The organism is Streptosporangium pseudovulgare, from assembly GCF_014648055.1.
GTDB classification, from domain to species: Bacteria; Actinomycetota; Actinomycetes; order Streptosporangiales; family Streptosporangiaceae; genus Streptosporangium; species Streptosporangium pseudovulgare.
In genome coordinates, this window is sequence record NZ_BMQJ01000032.1 from 38,529 (window position 1) to 58,142 (window position 19,614).

Sequence of the window (19,614 nt, forward strand, 5' to 3'; positions counted from 1 at the left end):
CACGGTTCGCACCGAGAGTGGTCGAACCATTACGGAACGCATGGTCAACGGTCGGTGTTCCGCACCGTTTTCCGGTGAGCCGGAACACTGGCGGAGGCCGGTGAGCGTTTGGAACGCTCTAGGGGCGGTTTCGAACCCTCAGGGAGTCGCCCCGGCGGGCGGTCGGGCCCGGTGTCCTTTCACCGGGAGCCCGGCCGATCCGGCGGTCGCCCCGTCCGCATGGGTTCCGGACCCCGGGGGGTGGCGCGGTTGCCCGGGGGCCGGCCTGGGCGGCGGACGGTGCGACATGCCGGCCGCCGTGCCGGGTCACCCGGTGGGCGGCCGCCGGTGTCATCCGTTGTGACATCGGTGATCGGCGGCTCCTCGGCGGCGCGCCGCGCGACGTCGTGACTTTCGTGGGGGAGGTCCGGCCGGGCGCGACGCGAAGGCGGCCGGGTGCGTGGTCCGGTGACGGGCCGCGCACCCGGCCGGGGCGGACGTCCCCGGCGCGGCCGGCTGCGCTTCGGCGGTCGTGCCGGGGACGTCCGTCGCGGAGTCTCCGTCGTGGAGTCGTCGCGGGGTCGTCGCGGGGTCGTCGCGGGGTCAGAGCCACCCGGCGTCGCGGGCGATGCGCACCGCGTCGAGGCGATTGCGGGCCTGGGTCTTGCTGATGATCCGCGACAGGTGGTTTCGGACCGTTCCCACGGACAGGAAGAGCTGGTCGGCGATCTCGTTGGACCGCGCGCCCAGGGCCGCCAGCCGCAGCACGTCCAGCTCACGCCGGGTCAGCGGGTTCTCCGCCGACTCCAGGGCGGCGACCGCGAGCTCGGAGTCGATCGCCCGCCGCCCGGCGGCCACCCGGCGCACGCCGTCGGCGAGCTGCTCGGGCCGCACGTCCAGGCTCATGAACCCGAGCGCGTGCACGGAGAAGGCCCGCCGCACCTGGCCGGCGCTGGGGTGGCGCGACAGCAGGAGCGTCCGGCAGAACGGGGCGTCCTCGTGCAGCCGGAGCGCGACGGCGAAGCCGTCGACGTCGGGCAGATCCAGATCGACGACCGCCGCGTCGGGGCGGTGCTGCAGGACGGCGGGCAGGACCTCCTCGCCGTTCCCGACATCCGCCACCACCTTGAGGTCCGGCTCGCACGCCAACGAGGCCACCAGGCCCCGTCGGACCAGCGGCAGGTGCTCGGCAATCAGGATCCCGATCAAAAGTTTCCCCCCAACGGCTTTCACAGGGTGACCGCACGATCGCTTACTGTCAACGAAGTGTCCCCATTCGGTCAACCCGGCGCAAGAGACTTGATCCGGAGGGTCCGCCTCTGTGGCACTCTGGAACCACGAAGCGTGGGTTAGTCTCGGAAGACCGCCCGCACATAAACGACCGGGGAGTATGACCTGTGAGCTGGCTCGTCGGGGTCGTCATCATCCTCCTGGGACTCATGGTCTCGATCGGACTGCACGAGATCGGCCATCTGGTGCCCGCCAAGATCTTCGGCGTAAGGGTCACCCAGTACATGGTCGGCTTCGGCCCCACGCTGTGGTCCCGTCACCGGGGCGAGACCGAGTACGGCGTCAAGTGGCTCCCCTTCGGCGGTTACATCCGGATGATCGGCATGCTGCCGCCCCGGCCCACCGACGCGCCGGGCACGCTGCGCTCGGTCTCCACCGGTCCGTGGCAGGGCCTCATCGAGAACGCCCGCGACGCGGCGATGGAGGAGGTCCGCCCCGGCGACGAGGACCGGGTCTTCTACCGCAAGCCCTGGTGGCAGAAGGTCATCGTCATGTCGGGCGGCCCGGCGATGAACTTCGTGCTGGCGTTCGTGCTGTTCGCCGTCGTGATGATGGGCTTCGGCGTCGCCGTCGAGAAGAGCCAGATCTCCTCGGTCCCGCAGTGCGTCAAGACCTCCGCCGAGATCGCGAAGAACCCCAGCGCCGAGTGCACCGCGGCCGACAGGCCCAGCCCGGCCGCCGCGGCGGGGCTGCGACCCGGTGACGTACTGGTGTCGGTGGCCGGCAGGCCCGTCGCGAGCTGGGACGCCGCGACCCGGGCCATCCGCTCCCATGGCGCCGGTCCGCTGGCGATCGGCATCACGCGGGACGGCCGGCCGATGACCGTGACCGCGAACCTCATCGCCCAGGACCGCGAGTCGCTGGACGAGCCCGGGAAGATCGAAAAGGGCGTCGGTTACCTCGGGGTCAGCCCGGTGATCGTCACCGAGCGGCAGGGCATCGGAGCGGTCGCCGCCCACATGTGGGACACCACCTCGATGACGGCGGGCGCGCTGCTGCGCTTCCCGGAGAAGATGGTGGGCGTCTGGAACGCCGCCTTCTCCGGTCAGGAGCGCGACAAGAACGGCCCGGTGGGCATCGTCGGCGTCGGCCGCATGGGCGGGGAGATCGTGGCCTCCTCGGCCCCGCTGGAGAGCAAGGTCGTCATCTTCATCAACCTGCTGGCCGTGTTCAACCTGGCGATCGGCATGTTCAACCTGATCCCGCTGCTCCCGCTCGACGGCGGTCACATCGCCGGCGGGCTGTGGGAGGGGCTGAAGCGGGGCTTCGCCCGCGTGACGCGCCGCCCCGCCCCCGCCCACGTGGACATCGCCAAGGCGCTCCCGCTCACCTACGCCATCGCCCTGGTGATGATCGTCATGGCCGGTCTGCTGGCGTACGCCGACGTCTTCAACCCGATCCGCCTGCTGGGTTGATCTCCGTAACCGTCCATTCCGTACGGCGCGCCGCGGGCGGGCCGTACCCGCCGTAGGGGTACGCCGTGAACGACCGGACGCCGGGAGCGGCGATCGACGTGGCGCTGTTCCGGTTGCGCCGGATCTGGGCCCGGCCGTTGCGCGCCCGCCGGGCGGGCGAGCCGCCCCGGCCGGTGCAGATGTCGAACGTGATGGTCGTGCACGCGGTGCACAAGCTGAGCCTGGACGTGCCCGAGGTGACCGTGGGCGCCGTCGCCGAGCAGCTCGACGTCGATCCGTCCACCGCCAGCAGGCTCGTCAACGACGCGATCGGCGCGGGCCTGCTGGCGCGCGAGGAGTCCGCGGTGGACGCCCGGCGGGCCCGGCTCGTGCTGAGCGAACGCGGCCGCCGGGTGCTGGAGGTGGTCGTCCGCTACCGGCGGACCTACCTGGACGGCCTGATCGCCGACTGGACGGAGGCCGACCGCGAGACCTTCGCCCGGCTGCTCACCCGTTTCGCCGAGGCGGCCGTCGCCCGCCCGGCCGACCTGGCCGGCCTGGACCGGATGGTCGCCGAGGCGGCGGGGATGACGGACGTGGCCGTCACCCGTCCGTGACGCCGTCGATCCGCACGGGCCGGTCAGTACATCGAGATGTGCACGTGGTCGTAGTGGTTGGCGGTGACGCCGCCGCGGTCGGACATGGCGCGCCAGCCGGTGCCGCTGTTGATCCGCTGGCGCCAGATCACGTACTTGACCCCGAGCCGCGCCCTGTTCTTGAGGACCCAGGCGGCGATCTCGTCACCGAGCGCGACGTGCTCCGCCGTGGGCGTCGAGCCGCCGGCGCTCATCATGAAGTCGCAGGCCCGGCCCAGCGGGTGCTCGCCGCCGTCGTTCTCCGAACGGTAGCAGCCGACCTCGTGGGGGAGGGTGAACCGCTTCCCGACCGCCCCGCGCATGATCCGGGTGCGGTCGGTGATGTTGTCGGAGCCCGTGGGCAGCTGGGGCGCCCAGCTGCCGTCGGCGCGGCGGCCCGAGCCCACGGGGACGAGCGCGTCGAGCTTCCGTTCGACGTCCGCGATGGCCTTCTCGGCGTCGCGGCGCCGGGCGGCCACGGCGTCGCCCTCCTCGGCGATCCGGCCGGTGAGCCGGGTGGCCTCCTCGGCCGCCCGTTTGCGCAGGTCCCGGCTCTGGGCGAAGGTCCGCAGATGGGCGCCCTGCTGGGCGGCGAGCTGCGCGGTGACCGCCGCGCCGTCCAGCTGGGGGGCGAACAGCAGGGCGGGCAGGTCGCCGCCGCCCTGGTAGTGGAGCCGGGCGATGTCCGCGACCTGCTCCCTGGCCTCGGCGTAGGCGTGCTCCGCCTCGGTCAGGGCGGTCCTGGCCCGGCTCTCGGCCTGCCGGGCCCTGCGCAGCGACTCCCGCTTGGCCGCGTAGTCCTCGATGAGCCCGTCGACCTTCTTGGTGAGCCTGGCGAGGTCGGCGCGCAGCTCGGACTCGGACGGCTTGGGGTCGGCGCCGGCGGGCCCGCCGCCGAGGACGAACGCCAGGGCGGAGACCGCGGAGACGGTCACGGCCGCACGGCGACGGGACGTGGGGGACGGAGCCGCCACGGCTCTCCTCTCCTACCGCCTACCGGGTTAGCTGACGGGTTCGGGCGGGAGAGAGCCCTACCACCGAAGTGGATTCACCCCGGGTGCGGTGGTTCCCCGGCTCCCGGGCGACGCACCCGGAATTAGGCATATCGGACATAAAGTCCAATGGGTGAGGATAGCAATGGTAAACGGATGGTCACGCGACCCCGTTCCGTGACCGGACGCCGATCACCCCTCGGCCAGGGACCGCAGGCGGCGTGCCGTGTCCTCCGGCAGGACGTCGTTCACGAAGGCGCCCATGGCCGACTCCGACCCGGCCAGATACTTCAGCTTGTCGGGCGCCCGGCGGATGCTGAACACCTCAAGGTGGGCGTACGACAGGTCCCGGCCGGTGTGCACCGGCGCCTGGTGCCAGGCCGCCACGTACGGCAGCGGCACGCCGAAGAGCCCGTCCAGGGCGCGCAGCACCCGGGTGTACAGGGGGCCGAACGCCGCCCGCTCGTCGGCATCCAGCGAGCCCAGGTCGGGCACCCGGCGGTGGGGGTAGAGATGGACCTCGACCGGCCAGCGCGCCGCGGCCGGCACGAACGCCGTCCAGTGCTCGTTGGCGGCGACCACGCGGACGCCCGCCTCACGCTCGGCGGCGAGCACGTCGGCGAACAGGTCGCCTCCGGTCCGCCTCCGGTGCCGCTCGGCCGCCTGCAGGGACAGCCGGGTCCGGGGGGTCACGTAGGGGTAGGCGTAGATCTGGCCGTGCGGATGGGCCAGGGTGATGCCGATCTCGGGGCCCCGGTTCTCGAAGCAGAAGACCTGCTCCACTCCGGGCAGCGCCGACAGCTCCGCCGTACGGTCGATCCACGCCTCCATGACCAGCTCGACCTGCTCGGGGGAGAGCCGGGAGAAGGAGGAGTCGTGGTCGGAGGTGAAGCACACCACCTCGCACCGCCCGGTCCCCGGGCGGACCTCGCTCAGCCCGCCGACGGGGGCGGTGCCGACCGGCTGGCCGGAGAAGGACGGGAAGCGGTTCTCGAAGACCGCCACGTCGTAGTCGGGTGAGGGGATCTCGGTGAGCCGGCCGGGAGCCGAGGGGCACAGCGGGCACTCGTCGGCCGGCGGCAGGAACGTGCGGCTCTGGCGGTGCCCGGCCACCGCGATCCACTCCTCGGTGAGCGGGTCGTAGCGCAGCTCGGAGGCGGGGGGACGGGGCGGCAGGTCGCGCAGGTCGGCCGCGCTCCGGTCGGCGTCGTCCCGCCGGTCGAAGTAGAGCAGCTCGCGGCCGTCGGCCAGGTGGGTGATCGTGCGTTTCATCGGTTCGCCGTCTCGTTCCGCTGGTGGGGGTCGGTGATGATCAGTTCGCCCACCCGGGCGGCCAGCTCCTCGCGGGCCTCCTCCGGCAGGCCGGAGTCGCTGACCACGACGTGCGCCTCGGCCAGCCCGGCGATCGTGCTGATGCCGACCGTGCCCCACTTGGTGTGGTCGGCGGGCACCACCAGCCGGTGCGCCGAGGCGACCAGCTCGCGGTCGGTCTCGGCCTCCAGCAGGTTGGGCGTGGTGAACCCGGCGCGCACGCTCATCCCGTGCACGCCGAGGAAGAGGGTGTCCACGTGCAACCCGCGGACCGCCGCGACCGCGACCGGGCCGACCAGCGCGTCGGAGGGCGTGCGGACGCCGCCGGTCAGCACGACGGTGCGGTCGGCGCGGGGGGACCGGTGGAAGACCTCGGCGATCCCGATCGAGTTGGTGATCACCGTCAGGTCGGGCACGTCGGTCAGGAAGTGGGCGAGCGTCCAGGTGGTGGTCCCGGCGGAGAGCGCCACGGCCGTGCCCGGCCGTACCAGCCGGGCCGCCCGCCGGGCGATCGCCTCCTTCTCCGGCTGCTGGCGCGCCGACTTGGCGGCGAACCCCGGTTCCTCGGTGGATCCGGGTCCGGCGACGGTGGCGCCGCCGTGGACCTTCGCCACCAGCCCGCGCTCGGCCAGCACCTCCAGGTCCCGGCGGATCGTCATGTCCGACACCCCGAGCTCACGCACCAGGTCGGCGACCCTGGCCCCGCCGCTCGCGCGCACCCGCTCCAAGATCGCCTGCCGCCGCTGCTGGGCGAGCATTGACCACCCCTTAAATCACCAGATTTCAGCAAATTACCACAACCGTGATGGTTGGAAGATGTTGGAACCTGGTGGGTGGTGATGACCGCCCGGCTCACATGCCCTGTCCGGCGGCCCCGTACCGCGCCGGGGACCGGCCGGGCACATGGCGGGCTGGGCGGTCCGCGAACGGGTCCGGCCGCCGTCTCCGGGAGGCCACGGCGGAGGAACGGGTCCGGTCACCGTCCCACGGCGGACGGGAGCGATCCGAACGGATCTAGTCGTCGTCCCCGTCGGGATGCGGCGGGCGGCCCCAGGCGGCCAGGAGGCGGGTCTGCGCGTCGGTGCCCGCGGGCGTCGGCCGCTGCTCCCCGATGACCCCGGCCTGCCGGTAGCCCTTCTCCGCGTCGGCGAACCAGGCCGCGCAGACGTCGACCAGCTCCGGGTCGAGCCGTTCGTCGGCGCCGACGGCCCGGGCGAGGTCCCAGGTGTGGATGAGGACGTCGGCGAACAGCTCCGCGACGTACTCGCCGCCGGGCACGTCGCCGAACGACAGGTGGGCGACGCGGGTGAGCGCGCCGTCTTCGAACACCGCCTGCACGGCCGCCGTGGCGGAGGTGTCGAACGACTTCAGCGCGTCGTCGCCGAGCATGTCGCCGTCCAGGGCGTCGCCGACCTCGCCCACGGTCCGGCCGGCCAGCAGCAGGGGAACCCAGCGGTTCTCCCTGACCACGTGGTCGACCAGGGTGCGGACGTCCCAGTCCACGCACGGGGTGGGAAGCCTCCACTGCCCGGGCCCGATCCGGTGGACGAGAGCGCCGAAGGCGTCCAGCGCTCGGCGGTAGGCCTCGCGTATGTCGATGCTCATCATGCCCTCCCCGATCCTCACCTCGACCGTAACTCCCGCGGGGCGAGTAGTCATCGCCGTCCGCGGGCACGGCCCGGGGGACCGGGGGAAGGGAGCTCAGGGCAGGCGCTGCTCCACCCAGACGATCTTGCCGTCCGGGGTCGGGCGGGTGCCCCAGCGGTGCGCGAGCCAGTTGATCAGGTGCAGGCCGCGCCCGGTGTCGTCGTCGCTGCCCGCCTCGCGCATGACCGGCCGCGCCGGGGAGCGGTCGGCCACCTCGCACACCAGCGAGGGGCCGCGCAGCAGGCGCACCTCGACCGTGCCCGAGCCGTGCTTGATGGCGTTGGTGACCAGCTCACTGATCATGAGCTCGGTGGCGTCGGCGATCGGGTCCAGCCGCCACTCGGACAGCGTCGCGCGCACGAGACGGCGGGCCCGGGCGGCGGAGCGCGGGTCGGGGTCGAGCGTGAGCTGCGCCAGATCCTCCTCGCCCAGCCGGCGCACCCTGGCCAGCAGGAGCGCGATGTCGTCGCGCTCGTGCCCGGGCCGCTGGGCCTCGATCGTGAGGTCGCAGACCGCCTCCAGGTCCTGGTTCTGACCGGCCAGCAGGTCGCAGACCATGCCGATCCCCTCGTCGATGTCGCGGTCGCGGCTCTCCACCAGGCCGTCGGTGTAGAAGGCGAGGACGGCGTCGTGCGGCAGGACGAGCTCGCGCATCTCCGTCGGCTCGTTGCCGATGCCGAGGGGCGGCCCCGGGGGCAGCTCCAGCGGCTCGGCCCCGCCGCCGGGCCGTACCAGGATCGGAGGGACGTGTCCCGCCGAGGCGATCGCGCAGGTCCGCGTGACGGGGTCGTAGGTGGCGTAGACGCACGTCGCGATCTGGGTGCCGTCCAGGTCCTGGCTCATCCGGTTGAGGCGGAACAGCACCTCGGCGGGGGTGAGGTCGAGGCTGGCGAGCGTGCGGGCGGCCGTGCGGAGCTGGCCCATCGTGGCCGCGGCCCTGATCCCGTGCCCCATCACGTCGCCCACGACGAGGGCCACCCGGCATCCGGGGAGCTGGATCACGTCGTACCAGTCGCCGCCCACCCCGACCAGGTCGCTCGCGGGCAGGTAGCGGGAGGCGATCGTCAGGCCCAGGGGCTGCTGGAGGTCGACCGGGAGCAGGCTGCTCTGCAGGGTGAGCGCGGTGCGCCGCTCACGGTTGTAGAGCCGGGCGTTGTCGAGGCAGACGGCGGTCCTGGCCGCCAGTTCCTCGGCGAGGTTGATGTCCTGTTCCTCGAACGGCTCGCTGTCCGGCCTGCGGGTGAAGACGACGAAGCCGAGCACCTGGCCGCGCGCCTTCAGCGGCACGACCAGGAACGAGCTGTCCTCCAGCACCCTGGCCACCGTGTCGCGCTTGGCGAACCGCCCGATCTCCTCGGAGGTGCGGCGGCCCAGCCGGGGATAGAGGATCGGATTTCCGGTGGCCATGCACCTGGCGTACGGCGTCCAGGCGTCGTAGACGACGACCTCGTCCACCGGGAACGCATCGGCGTACTCGCCGGGCGAGGAGCTGGCCACCCCGACCGCGATCCGCCGGACCGGCACCGACCCGTCGGTGGCGCGCTGGGGGGACTCGCCCTCGGCCACCAGCCGGTCCTGCACCAGGATGCCGGCCGCGTCGGCGAACCGCGGCACGGCGACGTTCATCAGCTCCCTGCCGGTCTCGAACATGTCGAGGGTGCTGCCGATCCGCTTGCTCGCCGCGTTGAGCAGCGACAGCTGCTCGTTCATGGAGGCGGGGCTGCTCATCCGGGGGATCGCGGTGGCCGGGTCCTTGGTGACGAAGCGGCGGTTCACGCGCCCCGCCGGAGGGGAGCCGGGGTCCGCCGGGTGGCCGGGCCGTCCGCGGGCGCACCCCAGGACCGTCCGCCGGGTCTGGCGGGTGCGGTCGTGGGCGGACTGGAGGGTGAGAGGCGCGCGGCGTGGGGGAGCCCGCTGTGCTCACCGCTGATGATGACGCCGTCGGACCTCGTCACGTTCCCCTCCACGAACTCGGCTACGTCCAAAGAAGAATGGTAAGGAACGATCTAGGGTCTAGGCTCATTTTTGCCGGAGATTTCGGATTATTCGCCGTATGAGTCTTGTGACGCCTGTACGGCACAGCGCGACGTTTCACCTCATGTGCCCCCGTAGGCCGGGCACCTCCGGCGGGAGCGGGGACCCGGGCCGGGTCCGCCACGGCCGAAGCCGGAGCGGACTCCAGAGCGGGCCCAGGGACGCCGCGCGGATCTCCGCCGCCCCTGGGGCTCCCCGCGGGCGGACGAGCCGTACGGGTTCCCGAACCGCAGGGAGCCGACGGGATGAGGCGGGCCTCGCCGCGGGCGGCGCTGATCTGCCGGTGCGCGACGCGGGGCCGGGACGGGGGCGTCATCACTCATGCCTTCGGGCCGGTGCTCAGGGCGACGACCGAAACGAAATGGGAAAAATCTGATACACGATGCGGGCGGCGCGAAAGCGGCGGGCGGAAAACCCGTGGAAAACGGGAAAGGCCAGGTCATGCCGTACGGCATGACCTGGCCTTTCCCGTTCGGAGCGGACGACGGGAATCGAACCCGCGTAGCCAGTTTGGAAGACTGGGGCTCTACCATTGAGCTACGTCCGCACGAGCCGGTGCCGGTCTGGTCTAGACTTCATCCGGTCGTCAGGGCGTAATCGTACCGGAGTTCCGGAGCGTGCGCGCACTCGGCGAACCGGGGTGTGGCGCAGCTTGGTAGCGCACCTGCTTTGGGAGCAGGGGGCCGCAGGTTCAAATCCTGTCACCCCGACAGCGGGCCCGGGGCCGATCCGCAGGGATCGGCCCTTTCCCATGGGCGCGGGGCCCTGCCGGCCGCACGGGCCCCGGTGGGCGCGAGGTCCGCGACGAACACGCGCTCGGGGGTGATCCGCCGGTTCACGGGTTCCCGTGGACGCGGGGTCCGCGCGGCCCGGCCCGAGTGCCGAGCCCGGAAGGTCGCGGGGTCGTGGATCCCGCCGGGGCCGCCGGGCCCCGTGATCCCGCCGGTCCGGTCAGCCGGTCCCGCTGAAGACGGCCCAGACGGCCTTGCCGCCGCGGGCAAGGTGGTCCCATCCCCAGCACCTGCTGTAGGTCTCCACGATGTAGAGACCGCGGCCGTTCTCGGAGATGAAGTCGGGCTCCTTGGGCGTGGGCGCCTCGTCGCTCGGATCGGCCACGGCGAGGACGACGTGCGCCGAGATGCGCATCAGCATCAGCGTGATCGGGGTGGTGTCGACGCGGACGGGCGGGCACAGCGCGTAGCGGACCGCGTTGGTCACCAGTTCCGAAACCACTAGCGCTGCGTCATCGCTCAGTTCCGACAAGCCCCAGTGGCGCAGCGTCGAGCGGGTCACGTCCCGCGCGGTCTTGACGGAGTCGGCCTGAGGGGAGAGCGGGCACGCCGTCGCGTCGGAGCCGTCGAGGCGGTCGGCCACGAGGAGGTCGTCGAAGCTGACCTCGCGGGTCGCCCGCAGGTAGTCGGTAGCCGATTCTGGCTCCTCAACCATCCTGCCGGTGCCTCCCGCCGCCATTGCCATCTCCGTACTGCCTGTGAATTGTCAGAGCTTGTGCACCTTAAGCCCAATATGCACTAGGCCATCATGAGTCACCGGGCCGCCCCCTGCAAGACCCAAATGCACGTGCAGTTGCAGCGTGCAGCCGCATCATCGATTCTTGCGTGATGCTCGGTGAATCGGACACGGCGTTGGGACCTTGTCATGAAGGCCGGAAGTGATGACACTGTGTGCGCTGGCCCAACTGCACAGGGAGGCGAAGTGACGCAGATCCACCCGGGATCGGGTCCGACAGCTCTGCGTATCCTCTTGGGCTCCCAACTACGCCGGCTCCGTGAGGCCCGGGGCCTCTCCCGCGAGGAGGCGGGCCATCTGATCCGCGGCTCCGAGTCCAAGATCAGCAGGATGGAGCTCGGCCGGGTCGGACTGCGGGAGCGCGATGTCTCCGACCTGCTGACCTTCTACGGAGTCGAGGACGAGAAGGCGCGCTCGGCGGTGATGGACCTTCTGTCCCGGGCCAACGAGCCGGGCTGGTGGCACCGCTTCAACGACCTGCTGCCCTCGTGGTTCCAGACCTACGTCGGGCTGGAGGAGGCCGCCTCCCGGATCCGCACCTACGAGGTCCAGTTCGTGCCCGGGCTGCTCCAGACCAAGGAGTACGCCAGGGCGGTCATCACCGCGGGAAGCGCCGGCGTCGGGCCCGAGGAGATCGAGCGCCGCGTCGACCTGCGGATGGAACGCCAGAAGGTGCTCGACCGGCCCGACGGGCCGTTCTTCTGGGCGGTCATCGACGAGGCGGCGCTGCGCCGCCCCATCGGCGGCGCCGACGTGATGCGGGCACAGCTGGAGCACCTGCTGGACCTCATGCGGCGGCCGAACGTCACGATCCAGGTCATGCCGTTCAGCTTCGGCGGCCACAGCGCCGAGGGCGGCGCCTTCAGCGTGCTGCGCTTCGCCGACCCCGACCTGCCCGATGTGGTCTACGTCGAGCAGCTCGCCAGCGCCCTCTATCTCGACAAGCGGGAAGAAGTGGACCGTTACAGCGAGGTCATGGAACGGCTGTGCGCCGTCAGCACCACCCCGGACGAGACGACCGACATCCTGCGGCGCATCATCAAGGAGAACTGAACAACCACCGGTCGCTCTGTGGTGCGCGACTGCCCTAGACTGGCCAGCGGCGCTGGACACCCGCCACGGTGGATCATGCCCTCACGGCTTGTATGTCTCGAAGGCTGTGCCCCGCGCCGCTCATGTGGGCGCGGCGCGCGAGCTTGCCGCGGTAGCCGTACGACTTGACGCGCCCGCGATCACTCGAAGCTTGATCAAGGAGATCACCCCGTGAAGACCGCTGTCGAGGAGCTCAGCCCGACCCGGGTCAAGCTCACTGTCGAGGTGCCGTTCGAGGAGCTCGGCGAGAGCATGAAGGCGGCGTACAAGAAGGTCGCGCAGCAGGTGCGCGTCCCCGGATTCCGCCCCGGCAAGGTTCCGGCCCGCATCATCGAGCAGCGCTTCGGCCGCGCGGTGGTGCTGGAGGAGACCCTCAACGACGCGGTGCCGAAGCTGTACGGCCAGGCCGTCGACGAGAGTGAGATCTTCCCCGTCAGCCAGCCGGACATCGAGGTCACCAAGATCGACGATGGTGAGCAGGTCGAGTTCACCGCCGAGGTCGACGTTCGCCCGAACTTCGACGTCCCCGACTACCAGGGCATCGAGGTGACCGTCCCGGTCGCCGAGGTGACCGACGAGGACATCGAGGCCCAGCTGGACGGCCTGCGCCAGCGCTTCGCCACGCTGACCGGCGTCGAGCGCCCCGCCGCCAACGGCGACTACGTCGTCATGGACCTCGCCGCCGCGATCGACGGCGAGAACATCGAGGAGCAGCAGGCCAACGACGTCTCCTACGAGGTCGGCGCCGGCTCGGTGCTCCAGGGCCTCGACGACGCCCTGGTCGGCATGTCCGCCGGTGACGTCAAGGAGTTCACCACGAACCTGGTCGGCGGCGAGAACGCCGGCGAGGAGGCCGTGGTCACGATCACCATCAAGAACGTCAAGGAGAAGGTCCTCCCCGAGCTCGACGACGAGTTCGCGCAGCTCGCCAGCGAGTTCGACACCCTCGACGAGCTCAAGGCCAGCATTCGCGAGCAGGGCCGCCGCAACAAGCTCATCGAGCAGGTCGTCCAGGCCCGCGAGAACGCCCTCGACGCCCTCCTCGCCCAGATCGACATCCCGCTTCCGGAGAGCGCCCTCAAGGCCGAGGTCGACAACCGCAAGCACAACCTGGAGCACCAGATCGCGGAGAGCGGTCTGAGCAAGGAGGCGTTCTTCCGCCTCTACCAGACCACCGAGGAAGAGCGTTACGCCGAGTTCGACGAGAGCGCCGCCAAGGCCCTCAAGACCGGCTTCGTCCTCGACAAGATCGTCAGGGCCGAGGAGATCGGCGTCAGCGAGCAGGAGCTGACCAACTTCGTGGTGCGCCGCGCCATGCAGATGAACGTCGCCCCGAACGTGCTCGCCCAGCACCTCGCCGACAACGACCAGCTCACCCTCGCCATGGTCGAGATCGTCCGTGACAAGGCCAAGAGCCTCGTCGGCGACGCCGCCAAGGTGACCGACGAGGCCGGCAACGAGGTCGACCTCAAGGCCATCTACGCCGAGATCAACGCCGAGGAGGCCGGCGAGGAGCCCGCCGCCGAGGAGACCGCCGCGGAGCAGGCCGACGAGGCCGCCGAGAAGTAATCTCGCCGACGCGCACCACGCGGCGCCCCACCATGCCCGGCACGGTGGGGCGCCGCCGTCTTCGCCGTGAGCCCCGGGGAACAGGGCCGGACGGCCCGCGCGGGGCGTCCGGGCGGTGCGGCGAGCATGCGCCGTCAGCGAACAGCACCGGGAGGGGGCATGTCCGGTGGGTGACGCGCGTTAAGGTCACAAGCAAAGCCACAATCGATTACGACGCATCGGAAGGTGACGCTGTGACCAGCCCGCCGACCATTTACCAGCCGACCGGCTCCGGGCCCGAGTCGATGAGCCAGCCGACCGGCTCGTTCAGGCTCGAAGACCAGCTCTACCAGCGGCTGCTGCGTGAGCGCATCATCGTGCTGGGCACCCAGGTCAACGACGAGATCGCCAACCGAATCTGTGCCGAGCTGCTCCTGCTCGCGGCCGACGACGGCGAGCGCGACATCTGGCTCTACATCAACTCGCCCGGTGGGTCCGTGACCGCCGGTATGGCGATTTACGACATGATGGAATACGTGCCCAACAACGTGTGCACGGTCGCGATGGGCCTGGCCGCTTCCATGGGCCAGTTCCTCCTCTGCGCCGGCGAGCGCGGCAAGAGGTTCGCCCTGCCGCACGCCCGCATCATGATGCACCAGCCGTCCGGAGGCATCGGGGGCACCGCCGCCGACATCGCCATCCAGGCCGAGCAGATGCTCTACGTCAAGAAGACCCTCGCCGAGCGGATCGCCTTCCACACCGGCCAGCCGCTCGACCAGATCGAGGCCGACTCCGACCGCGACCGCTGGTTCACGGCGGAGGAGGCCAAGGACTACGGCTTCATCGACCACGTCGTCCGTAGCGCCCGGCAGGTGCCCTCCACGGGCCCCGTCTCCTGAAGGGGAACAAGGTGAGTGAGTTGATCCGGCCGGGAGACATCAACGGCCGCTATGTCCTTCCCTCCTTCGTCGAGCGCACCTCGTACGGCGCGAAGGAGATGAACCCGTACAACAAGCTGTTCGAGGACCGCATCATCTTCCTCGGCGTGCAGGTGGACGACGCCTCGGCCAACGACGTCATGGCGCAGTTGCTGACGCTGGAGTCGCTCGATCCCGACCGCGACATCAGCATGTACATCAACTCGCCCGGCGGGTCGTTCACCGCCATGATGGCGATCTACGACACGATGCAGTTCGTCCGGCCGGAGATCCAGACGGTCTGCCTCGGCCAGGCGGCCTCGGCTGCGGCGATCCTGCTGGCCGGCGGCACGCCCGGCAAGCGGTTCGGTCTGCCGAACGCCCGGATGCTGATCCACCAGCCCTCCACCGAGGGCGGCGGCCAGGGCAGCGACATCGAGATCCAGGCGCGTGAGATCCTCCGGATGCGCACGCAGATGGAGGAGATCCTGTCGCGGCACACCGGCCGCACGGCCGAGCAGATCCGCAAGGACATCGAGCGCGACAAGATCCTCGATGCCGAGGAGGCGAAGGCGTACGGGCTGATCGACGACATCATCCCGTCCCGCAAGAAGCTGGCCAAGGCCGTAGCTTCCTGACGGGGTCCACCGCACCGGAACGGTGCCTAATTGGGCACGTTCCGGTGCGACTCGCCGCCAGGGGGCTCACTGAGGGCCCAGAAGACGGTAACGTCGAAACCTGAGCGGGATGACTTTTCGCACCGGGTATCGGGCCGGTCGGAAGAAACGGACCGCGGAAGCCAGGGCGGTCCCACGCAAAGGAGTATCTGGGGTGGCACGCATCGGCGACGGGGGAGACCTGCTGAAGTGCTCTTTCTGTGGGAAGAGCCAGAAGCAAGTCAAGAAGCTCATCGCCGGACCCGGCGTATACATCTGCGATGAGTGCATCGATCTCTGCAACGAGATCATCGAAGAGGAGCTCAGCGAGTCCTCCGAGCTCAAGTGGGACAGCCTGCCCAAGCCGCGGGAGATCTACGAGTTCCTCGACGCCTACGTCATCGGCCAGGACCAGGCGAAGAAGGCCCTGTCGGTGGCGGTCTACAACCACTACAAGCGGGTGCAGTCCGGCGACCGCGGCCGCGACGACGGCCTGGAGCTGGCCAAGTCCAACATCCTGCTCCTGGGCCCGACCGGCTCGGGCAAGACACTGCTCGCCCAGACGCTGGCGAAGATGCTGAACGTGCCCTTCGCCATCGCCGACGCCACCGCGCTGACCGAGGCGGGCTACGTCGGCGAGGACGTCGAGAACATCCTCCTCAAGCTGATCCAGGCCGCCGACTACGACGTCAAGAAGGCCGAGACCGGCATCATCTACATCGACGAGGTCGACAAGATCGCTCGTAAGAGCGAGAACCCGTCGATCACCAGGGACGTCTCCGGGGAAGGCGTCCAGCAGGCCCTCCTGAAGATCCTGGAAGGCACCACGGCGAGCGTGCCGCCCCAGGGCGGGCGCAAGCACCCGCACCAGGAGTTCATCCAGATCGACACCACCAACGTGCTGTTCATCTGCGGCGGCGCCTTCGCCGGCCTGGAGAAGATCATCGAGTCCCGGATCGGCCGCAAGGGCATCGGGTTCAACGCGATCATCCACTCCAAGGACGACGTCGACGCCTCCGACATCTTCAAGGACGTCATGCCGGAGGACCTGCTGAAGTTCGGCATGATCCCCGAGTTCGTCGGCCGCCTCCCGGTTATCACCAGCGTCCACAACCTCGACCGCGACGCCCTGATCCAGATCCTCACCGAGCCGCGCAACGCCCTGGTGAAGCAGTACCGCCGGCTGTTCGAGCTGGACAACGTCGAGCTGGAGTTCAGCGACGACGCCCTGGAGGCCATCGCGGACCAGGCGATCCTGCGCGGCACCGGCGCCCGTGGTCTGCGGGCCATCCTGGAGGAGGTCCTCCTGTCGGTGATGTACGAGGTTCCCTCCCGTCAGGACGTGGCGAGGGTGGTCATCACCCGCGAGTCGGTTCTGGAGCACGTCAACCCGACCCTCGTGCCCCGCGACCAGCTCAACAAGCAGCAGCGCACGCCGCGCGAGAAGTCCGCGTAACCCGCGGCCGCCGCACCGGCCGCCCGTACGGCCCGGCGACCGGCGATCCCCGCACCATGACGCCCCCGAGGGAGGAATCCCGAGGGGGCGTCATCCGTTCCGGCGCCGGTCCGCTCCGGGCGATCCGGCCGGGTGAGAGACGGTCCCGGAAAAGCCTGGAGCATCGACCACCCGGACGTCCCTAGAATTGGACACCGTGACGATGCCAGATCTGCCCACCCAGTACACCCCCGCCGACGTGGAGACCCGGAGCTACGAGCGCTGGGTATCGGAGGGATACTTCACCGCGGACGTGAGTAGCGGGCGCGAGCCGTACAGCATCGTCCTGCCGCCGCCCAACGTGACCGGAGTCCTGCACATCGGCCACGCCCTCGACCACTCGATCCAGGACGCGCTGACCCGCCGCGCCCGTATGCGCGGCCAGGAGACGCTCTGGCTGCCGGGCACGGACCACGCGGGTATCGCCACCCAGAACGTCGTCGAGCGGGAGCTCGCCAAGGAGAGCCTGTCCCGCCACGACCTCGGCCGCGAGGCCTTCATCGAGCGCGTCTGGCAGTGGAAGGAGGAGTCCGGCGGCCGGATCCTCGGCCAGATGCGCAAGCTCGGTGACGGCGTGGACTGGACGCGTGAGCGCTTCACCATGGACCCCGGTCTCTCCCGCGCGGTCCAGACGATCTTCAAGAGGCTGTTCGACGACGGGCTCATCTACCGCGCCGAGCGCATCATCAACTGGTGCCCGCGTTGCCTGACCGCGCTGTCGGACATCGAGGTGGAGCACAGCGAGGACGAGGGTGAGCTCATCTCGATCCGGTACGGCGACGGCGAGGACTCCATCGTCGTGGCCACGACCCGGGCCGAGACCATGCTCGGCGACACCGCGGTGGCCGTCCACCCGTCCGACGAGCGCTACGCCCACCTGGTCGGACGCGAGGTCGAGCTTCCGCTCACCGGGCGCCGCATCCCGGTGGTGGCCGACGAGCACGTCGATCCCGCCTTCGGCACCGGTGCCGTCAAGGTCACTCCGGCGCACGACCCCAACGACTTCGAGATCGGCCGCCGCCACTCGCTGCCCTCCCTGGCGGTGATGGACGAGCGCGGAGTGATCACCACGCACGGTCCCTTCCAGGGGCTCGACCGCTTCGAAGCCCGTCCCGCCGTGGTGGCCGCGTTGCGTGAGCAGGGCCGGATCGTCGAGGAGAAGCGCCCCTACCTCCACTCGGTCGGCCACTGTTCGCGCTGCAAGACCGTGGTGGAGCCGCGGCTGTCCCTGCAGTGGTTCGTCAACGTCTCGCCCCTGGCCAAGGCCGCCGGTGACGCCGTCCGCGACGGCCAGACGAAGATCCACCCGCCGGAGCTGGCCAAGCGCTACTTCGACTGGGTCGACGACATGCACGACTGGTGCATCTCGCGCCAGCTCTGGTGGGGTCACCGGATCCCGGTCTGGTACGGCCCGGCCGGAGAGGTCGTCTGCGTCGGACCCGACGAGGAGCCGCCCGCCGGATACGTCCAGGACCCCGACGTCCTCGACACCTGGTTCTCCTCGGGTCTGTGGCCGTTCTCGACCCTGGGCTGGCCGGACCGCACGCCCGAGCTGGAGAAGTTCTACCCGACTTCCGTCCTGGTCACCGGCTACGACATCCTGTTCTTCTGGGTGGCCCGGATGATGATGTTCGGCCTCTACGCGATGGACGGCCGCCCGCCGTTCCAGACGGTGGCCCTGCACGGCATGGTCCGCGACCAGCACGGCAAGAAGATGTCCAAGTCGTTCGGCAACGTGGTCGACCCGCTCGACTGGGTCGAGCGCTTCGGCGCCGACGCCACCCGGTTCACGCTGCTGCGCGGCGCCAACCCCGGCTCCGACGTGGCGATCAGCGAGGAGTGGGCCGGCGGCTCCCGCAACTTCTGCAACAAGATCTGGAACGCCACCCGCTTCGCCCTGATGAACGGCGCCGCGGTCGGCGAGCTTCCGGTCGGCGAGCTGACGGCCGCCGACCGGTGGATCCTCTCCCGGCTGCAGGAGGTCGTGGCGGAGGTCGACGCAGCCTTCGAGGACTTCGAGTTCGCCAAGATCTCCGACATCCTCTACCACTTCGCGTGGGACGAGGTCTGCGACTGGTACGTCGAGCTGGCCAAGATCCAGCTCGCCGCGGGCGAGGAGCACACCCGGCTGGTGCTCGGCCACGTCCTCGACGCGCTGCTCCGGCTGCTCCACCCGCTGGTGCCGTTCGTGACCGAGGAACTGTGGCGGGCTCTCACCGGTGGCGACTCCATCGTGGTCGCGCCGTGGCCGACGGTCCAGGAGTCGCTGCGCGACTCCTCCGCAGAGGAGGAGATCCTCGCCGTCCAGGGCCTGGTGACCGAGGTCCGCAGGTTCCGCTCCGACCAGGGGCTGAAGCCCGGCCAGCGCGTCGCCGCACGCCTGTCACTCACCGGTACGGCTCTCGCCCCGCACGAAAGGGCCATCCGCGCGCTGCTCCGGCTCGATGAGCCGTCGGAGTCGTTCTCGGCCACCGCCCGTCTCGACGTGGGCGGCATCGTGGTGGAGATCGACACCGCGGGGACGATCGACGTGGTCGCCGAGCGCAAGCGGCTGGAGAAGGACCTGGCCGCTGCCCGGAAGGAGGCCGCGCAGGTGGCCGCCAAGCTGGGCAACGAGCAGTTCATGTCCAAGGCCCCCGACGAGGTGGTCGCCAAGGTGCGCGCCCGCGCGGCCCAGGCCGACCAGGACATCACCCGGCTCACCGCGCAGCTGGCCGCTCTCCCGGCCGGCTGAGCCCACGTGCCCGAGAGCCCGGAGTCCGATCGGACTCCGGGCTCTCGGGGTTTAGGGACCGTGACGGAGGGAATACCGGACTGTTCCACGAAGTTGGTCATGAGGCCCCGGAAGGGCTGCTAGAGTTTCTTCCCGCGGGGCACGTCCCCGCAACTCTCTCTGAACCAGCTCCGTTGGGACGTTCGCGTCCGAGAAGCATCCGGTTGGACAACGACGGGATGTTGGAGTAAGTTAGAGGGGTTGCCCTGGAAACGGGGCAGTCGAGATCCGCTGCGGATCCGGCGGGTGCGGGTCGGCTGACGCGAAAGCGACAGTTTGACACAAACCAGGCGGAACTGCTAAGATTGAGACGCGAAACGAATG

The 19,614-nt window shown here is 70.2% G+C and carries 15 protein-coding genes, 2 tRNA genes and 1 riboswitch; of the genes, 9 read left to right on the forward strand and 8 right to left on the reverse strand.

Annotated elements, in window-relative coordinates; all coding sequences use genetic code 11:
- Positions 1-582: 582 nt before the first annotated feature.
- Entirely contained in the window at positions 583-1,188 is a 606-nt protein-coding gene (locus IEZ10_RS36375; protein WP_189251061.1) for a response regulator transcription factor, read from the reverse strand.
- Positions 1,189-1,376: 188 nt separating this feature from the next.
- On the opposite strand from IEZ10_RS36375, the gene IEZ10_RS36380 reads away from it, so the two are divergent.
- Together IEZ10_RS36380 and IEZ10_RS36385 are read left to right on the forward strand one after the other, a co-directional pair.
- Entirely contained in the window at positions 1,377-2,684 is a 1,308-nt protein-coding gene (locus IEZ10_RS36380) for a M50 family metallopeptidase (RefSeq protein WP_189251062.1), read from the forward strand.
- 65 nt (positions 2,685-2,749) lie between these two features.
- On the forward strand, positions 2,750-3,280 hold the full coding sequence (locus tag IEZ10_RS36385) for a MarR family winged helix-turn-helix transcriptional regulator (RefSeq protein ID WP_189251063.1): 531 nt from the start codon (positions 2,750-2,752) through the stop codon (positions 3,278-3,280).
- 23 nt (positions 3,281-3,303) lie between these two features.
- On the opposite strand, the gene IEZ10_RS36390 is transcribed toward IEZ10_RS36385, so the two are convergent.
- The 6 genes from IEZ10_RS36390 to IEZ10_RS36415 form a co-directional block, all read right to left on the reverse strand.
- Positions 3,304-4,233 carry a coiled-coil domain-containing protein gene (locus IEZ10_RS36390; protein WP_229812019.1) on the reverse strand — a complete coding sequence of 310 codons (930 nt, stop codon included), beginning with the start codon at positions 4,231-4,233 and terminating at the stop codon, positions 3,304-3,306.
- Between the two features lie 41 nt (positions 4,234-4,274).
- A riboswitch (cyclic di-AMP (ydaO/yuaA leader) is annotated at positions 4,275-4,411 on the reverse strand.
- 71 nt (positions 4,412-4,482) lie between these two features.
- On the reverse strand, positions 4,483-5,562 hold the full coding sequence (gene galT, locus IEZ10_RS36395; RefSeq protein WP_189251065.1) for a galactose-1-phosphate uridylyltransferase: 1,080 nt from the start codon (positions 5,560-5,562) through the stop codon (positions 4,483-4,485).
- Complete coding sequence (locus tag IEZ10_RS36400) at positions 5,559-6,359, reverse strand: DeoR/GlpR family DNA-binding transcription regulator (protein ID WP_189251066.1); 801 nt, start codon at positions 6,357-6,359, stop codon at positions 5,559-5,561. Before IEZ10_RS36400 ends, galT begins: the two co-directional genes overlap by 4 nt.
- A gap of 256 nt (positions 6,360-6,615) precedes the next feature.
- Complete coding sequence (locus IEZ10_RS36405) at positions 6,616-7,206, reverse strand: TIGR03086 family metal-binding protein (RefSeq protein ID WP_189251067.1); 591 nt, start codon at positions 7,204-7,206, stop codon at positions 6,616-6,618.
- 96 nt (positions 7,207-7,302) lie between these two features.
- Positions 7,303-9,024, reverse strand: a complete 1,722-nt coding sequence (locus IEZ10_RS36410; protein WP_189251068.1) for a SpoIIE family protein phosphatase — start codon at positions 9,022-9,024, stop codon at positions 7,303-7,305.
- 734 nt (positions 9,025-9,758) lie between these two features.
- Positions 9,759-9,829 (reverse strand) — tRNA-Gly (locus IEZ10_RS36415).
- A gap of 89 nt (positions 9,830-9,918) precedes the next feature.
- Between IEZ10_RS36415 and IEZ10_RS36420 the strand changes: the two genes are divergently transcribed.
- Positions 9,919-9,992 (forward strand) — tRNA-Pro (locus IEZ10_RS36420).
- Between the two features lie 241 nt (positions 9,993-10,233).
- Here IEZ10_RS36420 and IEZ10_RS36425 read toward each other — a convergent pair.
- Positions 10,234-10,728, reverse strand: a complete 495-nt coding sequence (locus tag IEZ10_RS36425; RefSeq protein ID WP_189251069.1) for an ATP-binding protein — start codon at positions 10,726-10,728, stop codon at positions 10,234-10,236.
- Positions 10,729-10,995: 267 nt separating this feature from the next.
- Between IEZ10_RS36425 and IEZ10_RS36430 the strand changes: the two genes are divergently transcribed.
- The 6 genes from IEZ10_RS36430 to IEZ10_RS36455 all read left to right on the forward strand — a co-directional run bounded on the left by IEZ10_RS36430 (position 10,996) and on the right by IEZ10_RS36455 (position 19,251).
- Positions 10,996-11,862, forward strand: a complete 867-nt coding sequence (locus tag IEZ10_RS36430) for a Sco1979 family transcriptional regulator (RefSeq protein WP_189251070.1) — start codon at positions 10,996-10,998, stop codon at positions 11,860-11,862.
- Positions 11,863-12,072: 210 nt separating this feature from the next.
- Positions 12,073-13,470: a trigger factor gene (gene tig / locus IEZ10_RS36435; RefSeq protein WP_189251071.1), complete on the forward strand. Its 1,398-nt coding sequence runs from the start codon at positions 12,073-12,075 to the stop codon at positions 13,468-13,470.
- Positions 13,471-13,703: 233 nt separating this feature from the next.
- Positions 13,704-14,348 carry a ClpP family protease gene (locus IEZ10_RS36440; RefSeq protein ID WP_308426337.1) on the forward strand — a complete coding sequence of 215 codons (645 nt, stop codon included), beginning with the start codon at positions 13,704-13,706 and terminating at the stop codon, positions 14,346-14,348.
- A gap of 11 nt (positions 14,349-14,359) precedes the next feature.
- The gene (locus IEZ10_RS36445) at positions 14,360-15,004 is read left to right on the forward strand and encodes an ATP-dependent Clp protease proteolytic subunit (RefSeq protein ID WP_189251072.1); all 645 of its coding nucleotides are present in this window, start codon (positions 14,360-14,362) and stop codon (positions 15,002-15,004) included.
- A 193-nt stretch (positions 15,005-15,197) separates the two neighbouring features.
- Entirely contained in the window at positions 15,198-16,478 is a 1,281-nt protein-coding gene (gene clpX / locus IEZ10_RS36450) for an ATP-dependent Clp protease ATP-binding subunit ClpX (RefSeq protein WP_179823929.1), read from the forward strand.
- Between the two features lie 202 nt (positions 16,479-16,680).
- Positions 16,681-19,251 (forward strand): valine--tRNA ligase, encoded by a 2,571-nt coding sequence (locus IEZ10_RS36455; protein WP_189251075.1) that lies wholly within the window; start codon positions 16,681-16,683, stop codon positions 19,249-19,251.
- The last annotated feature ends 363 nt before the right edge of the window (positions 19,252-19,614 follow it).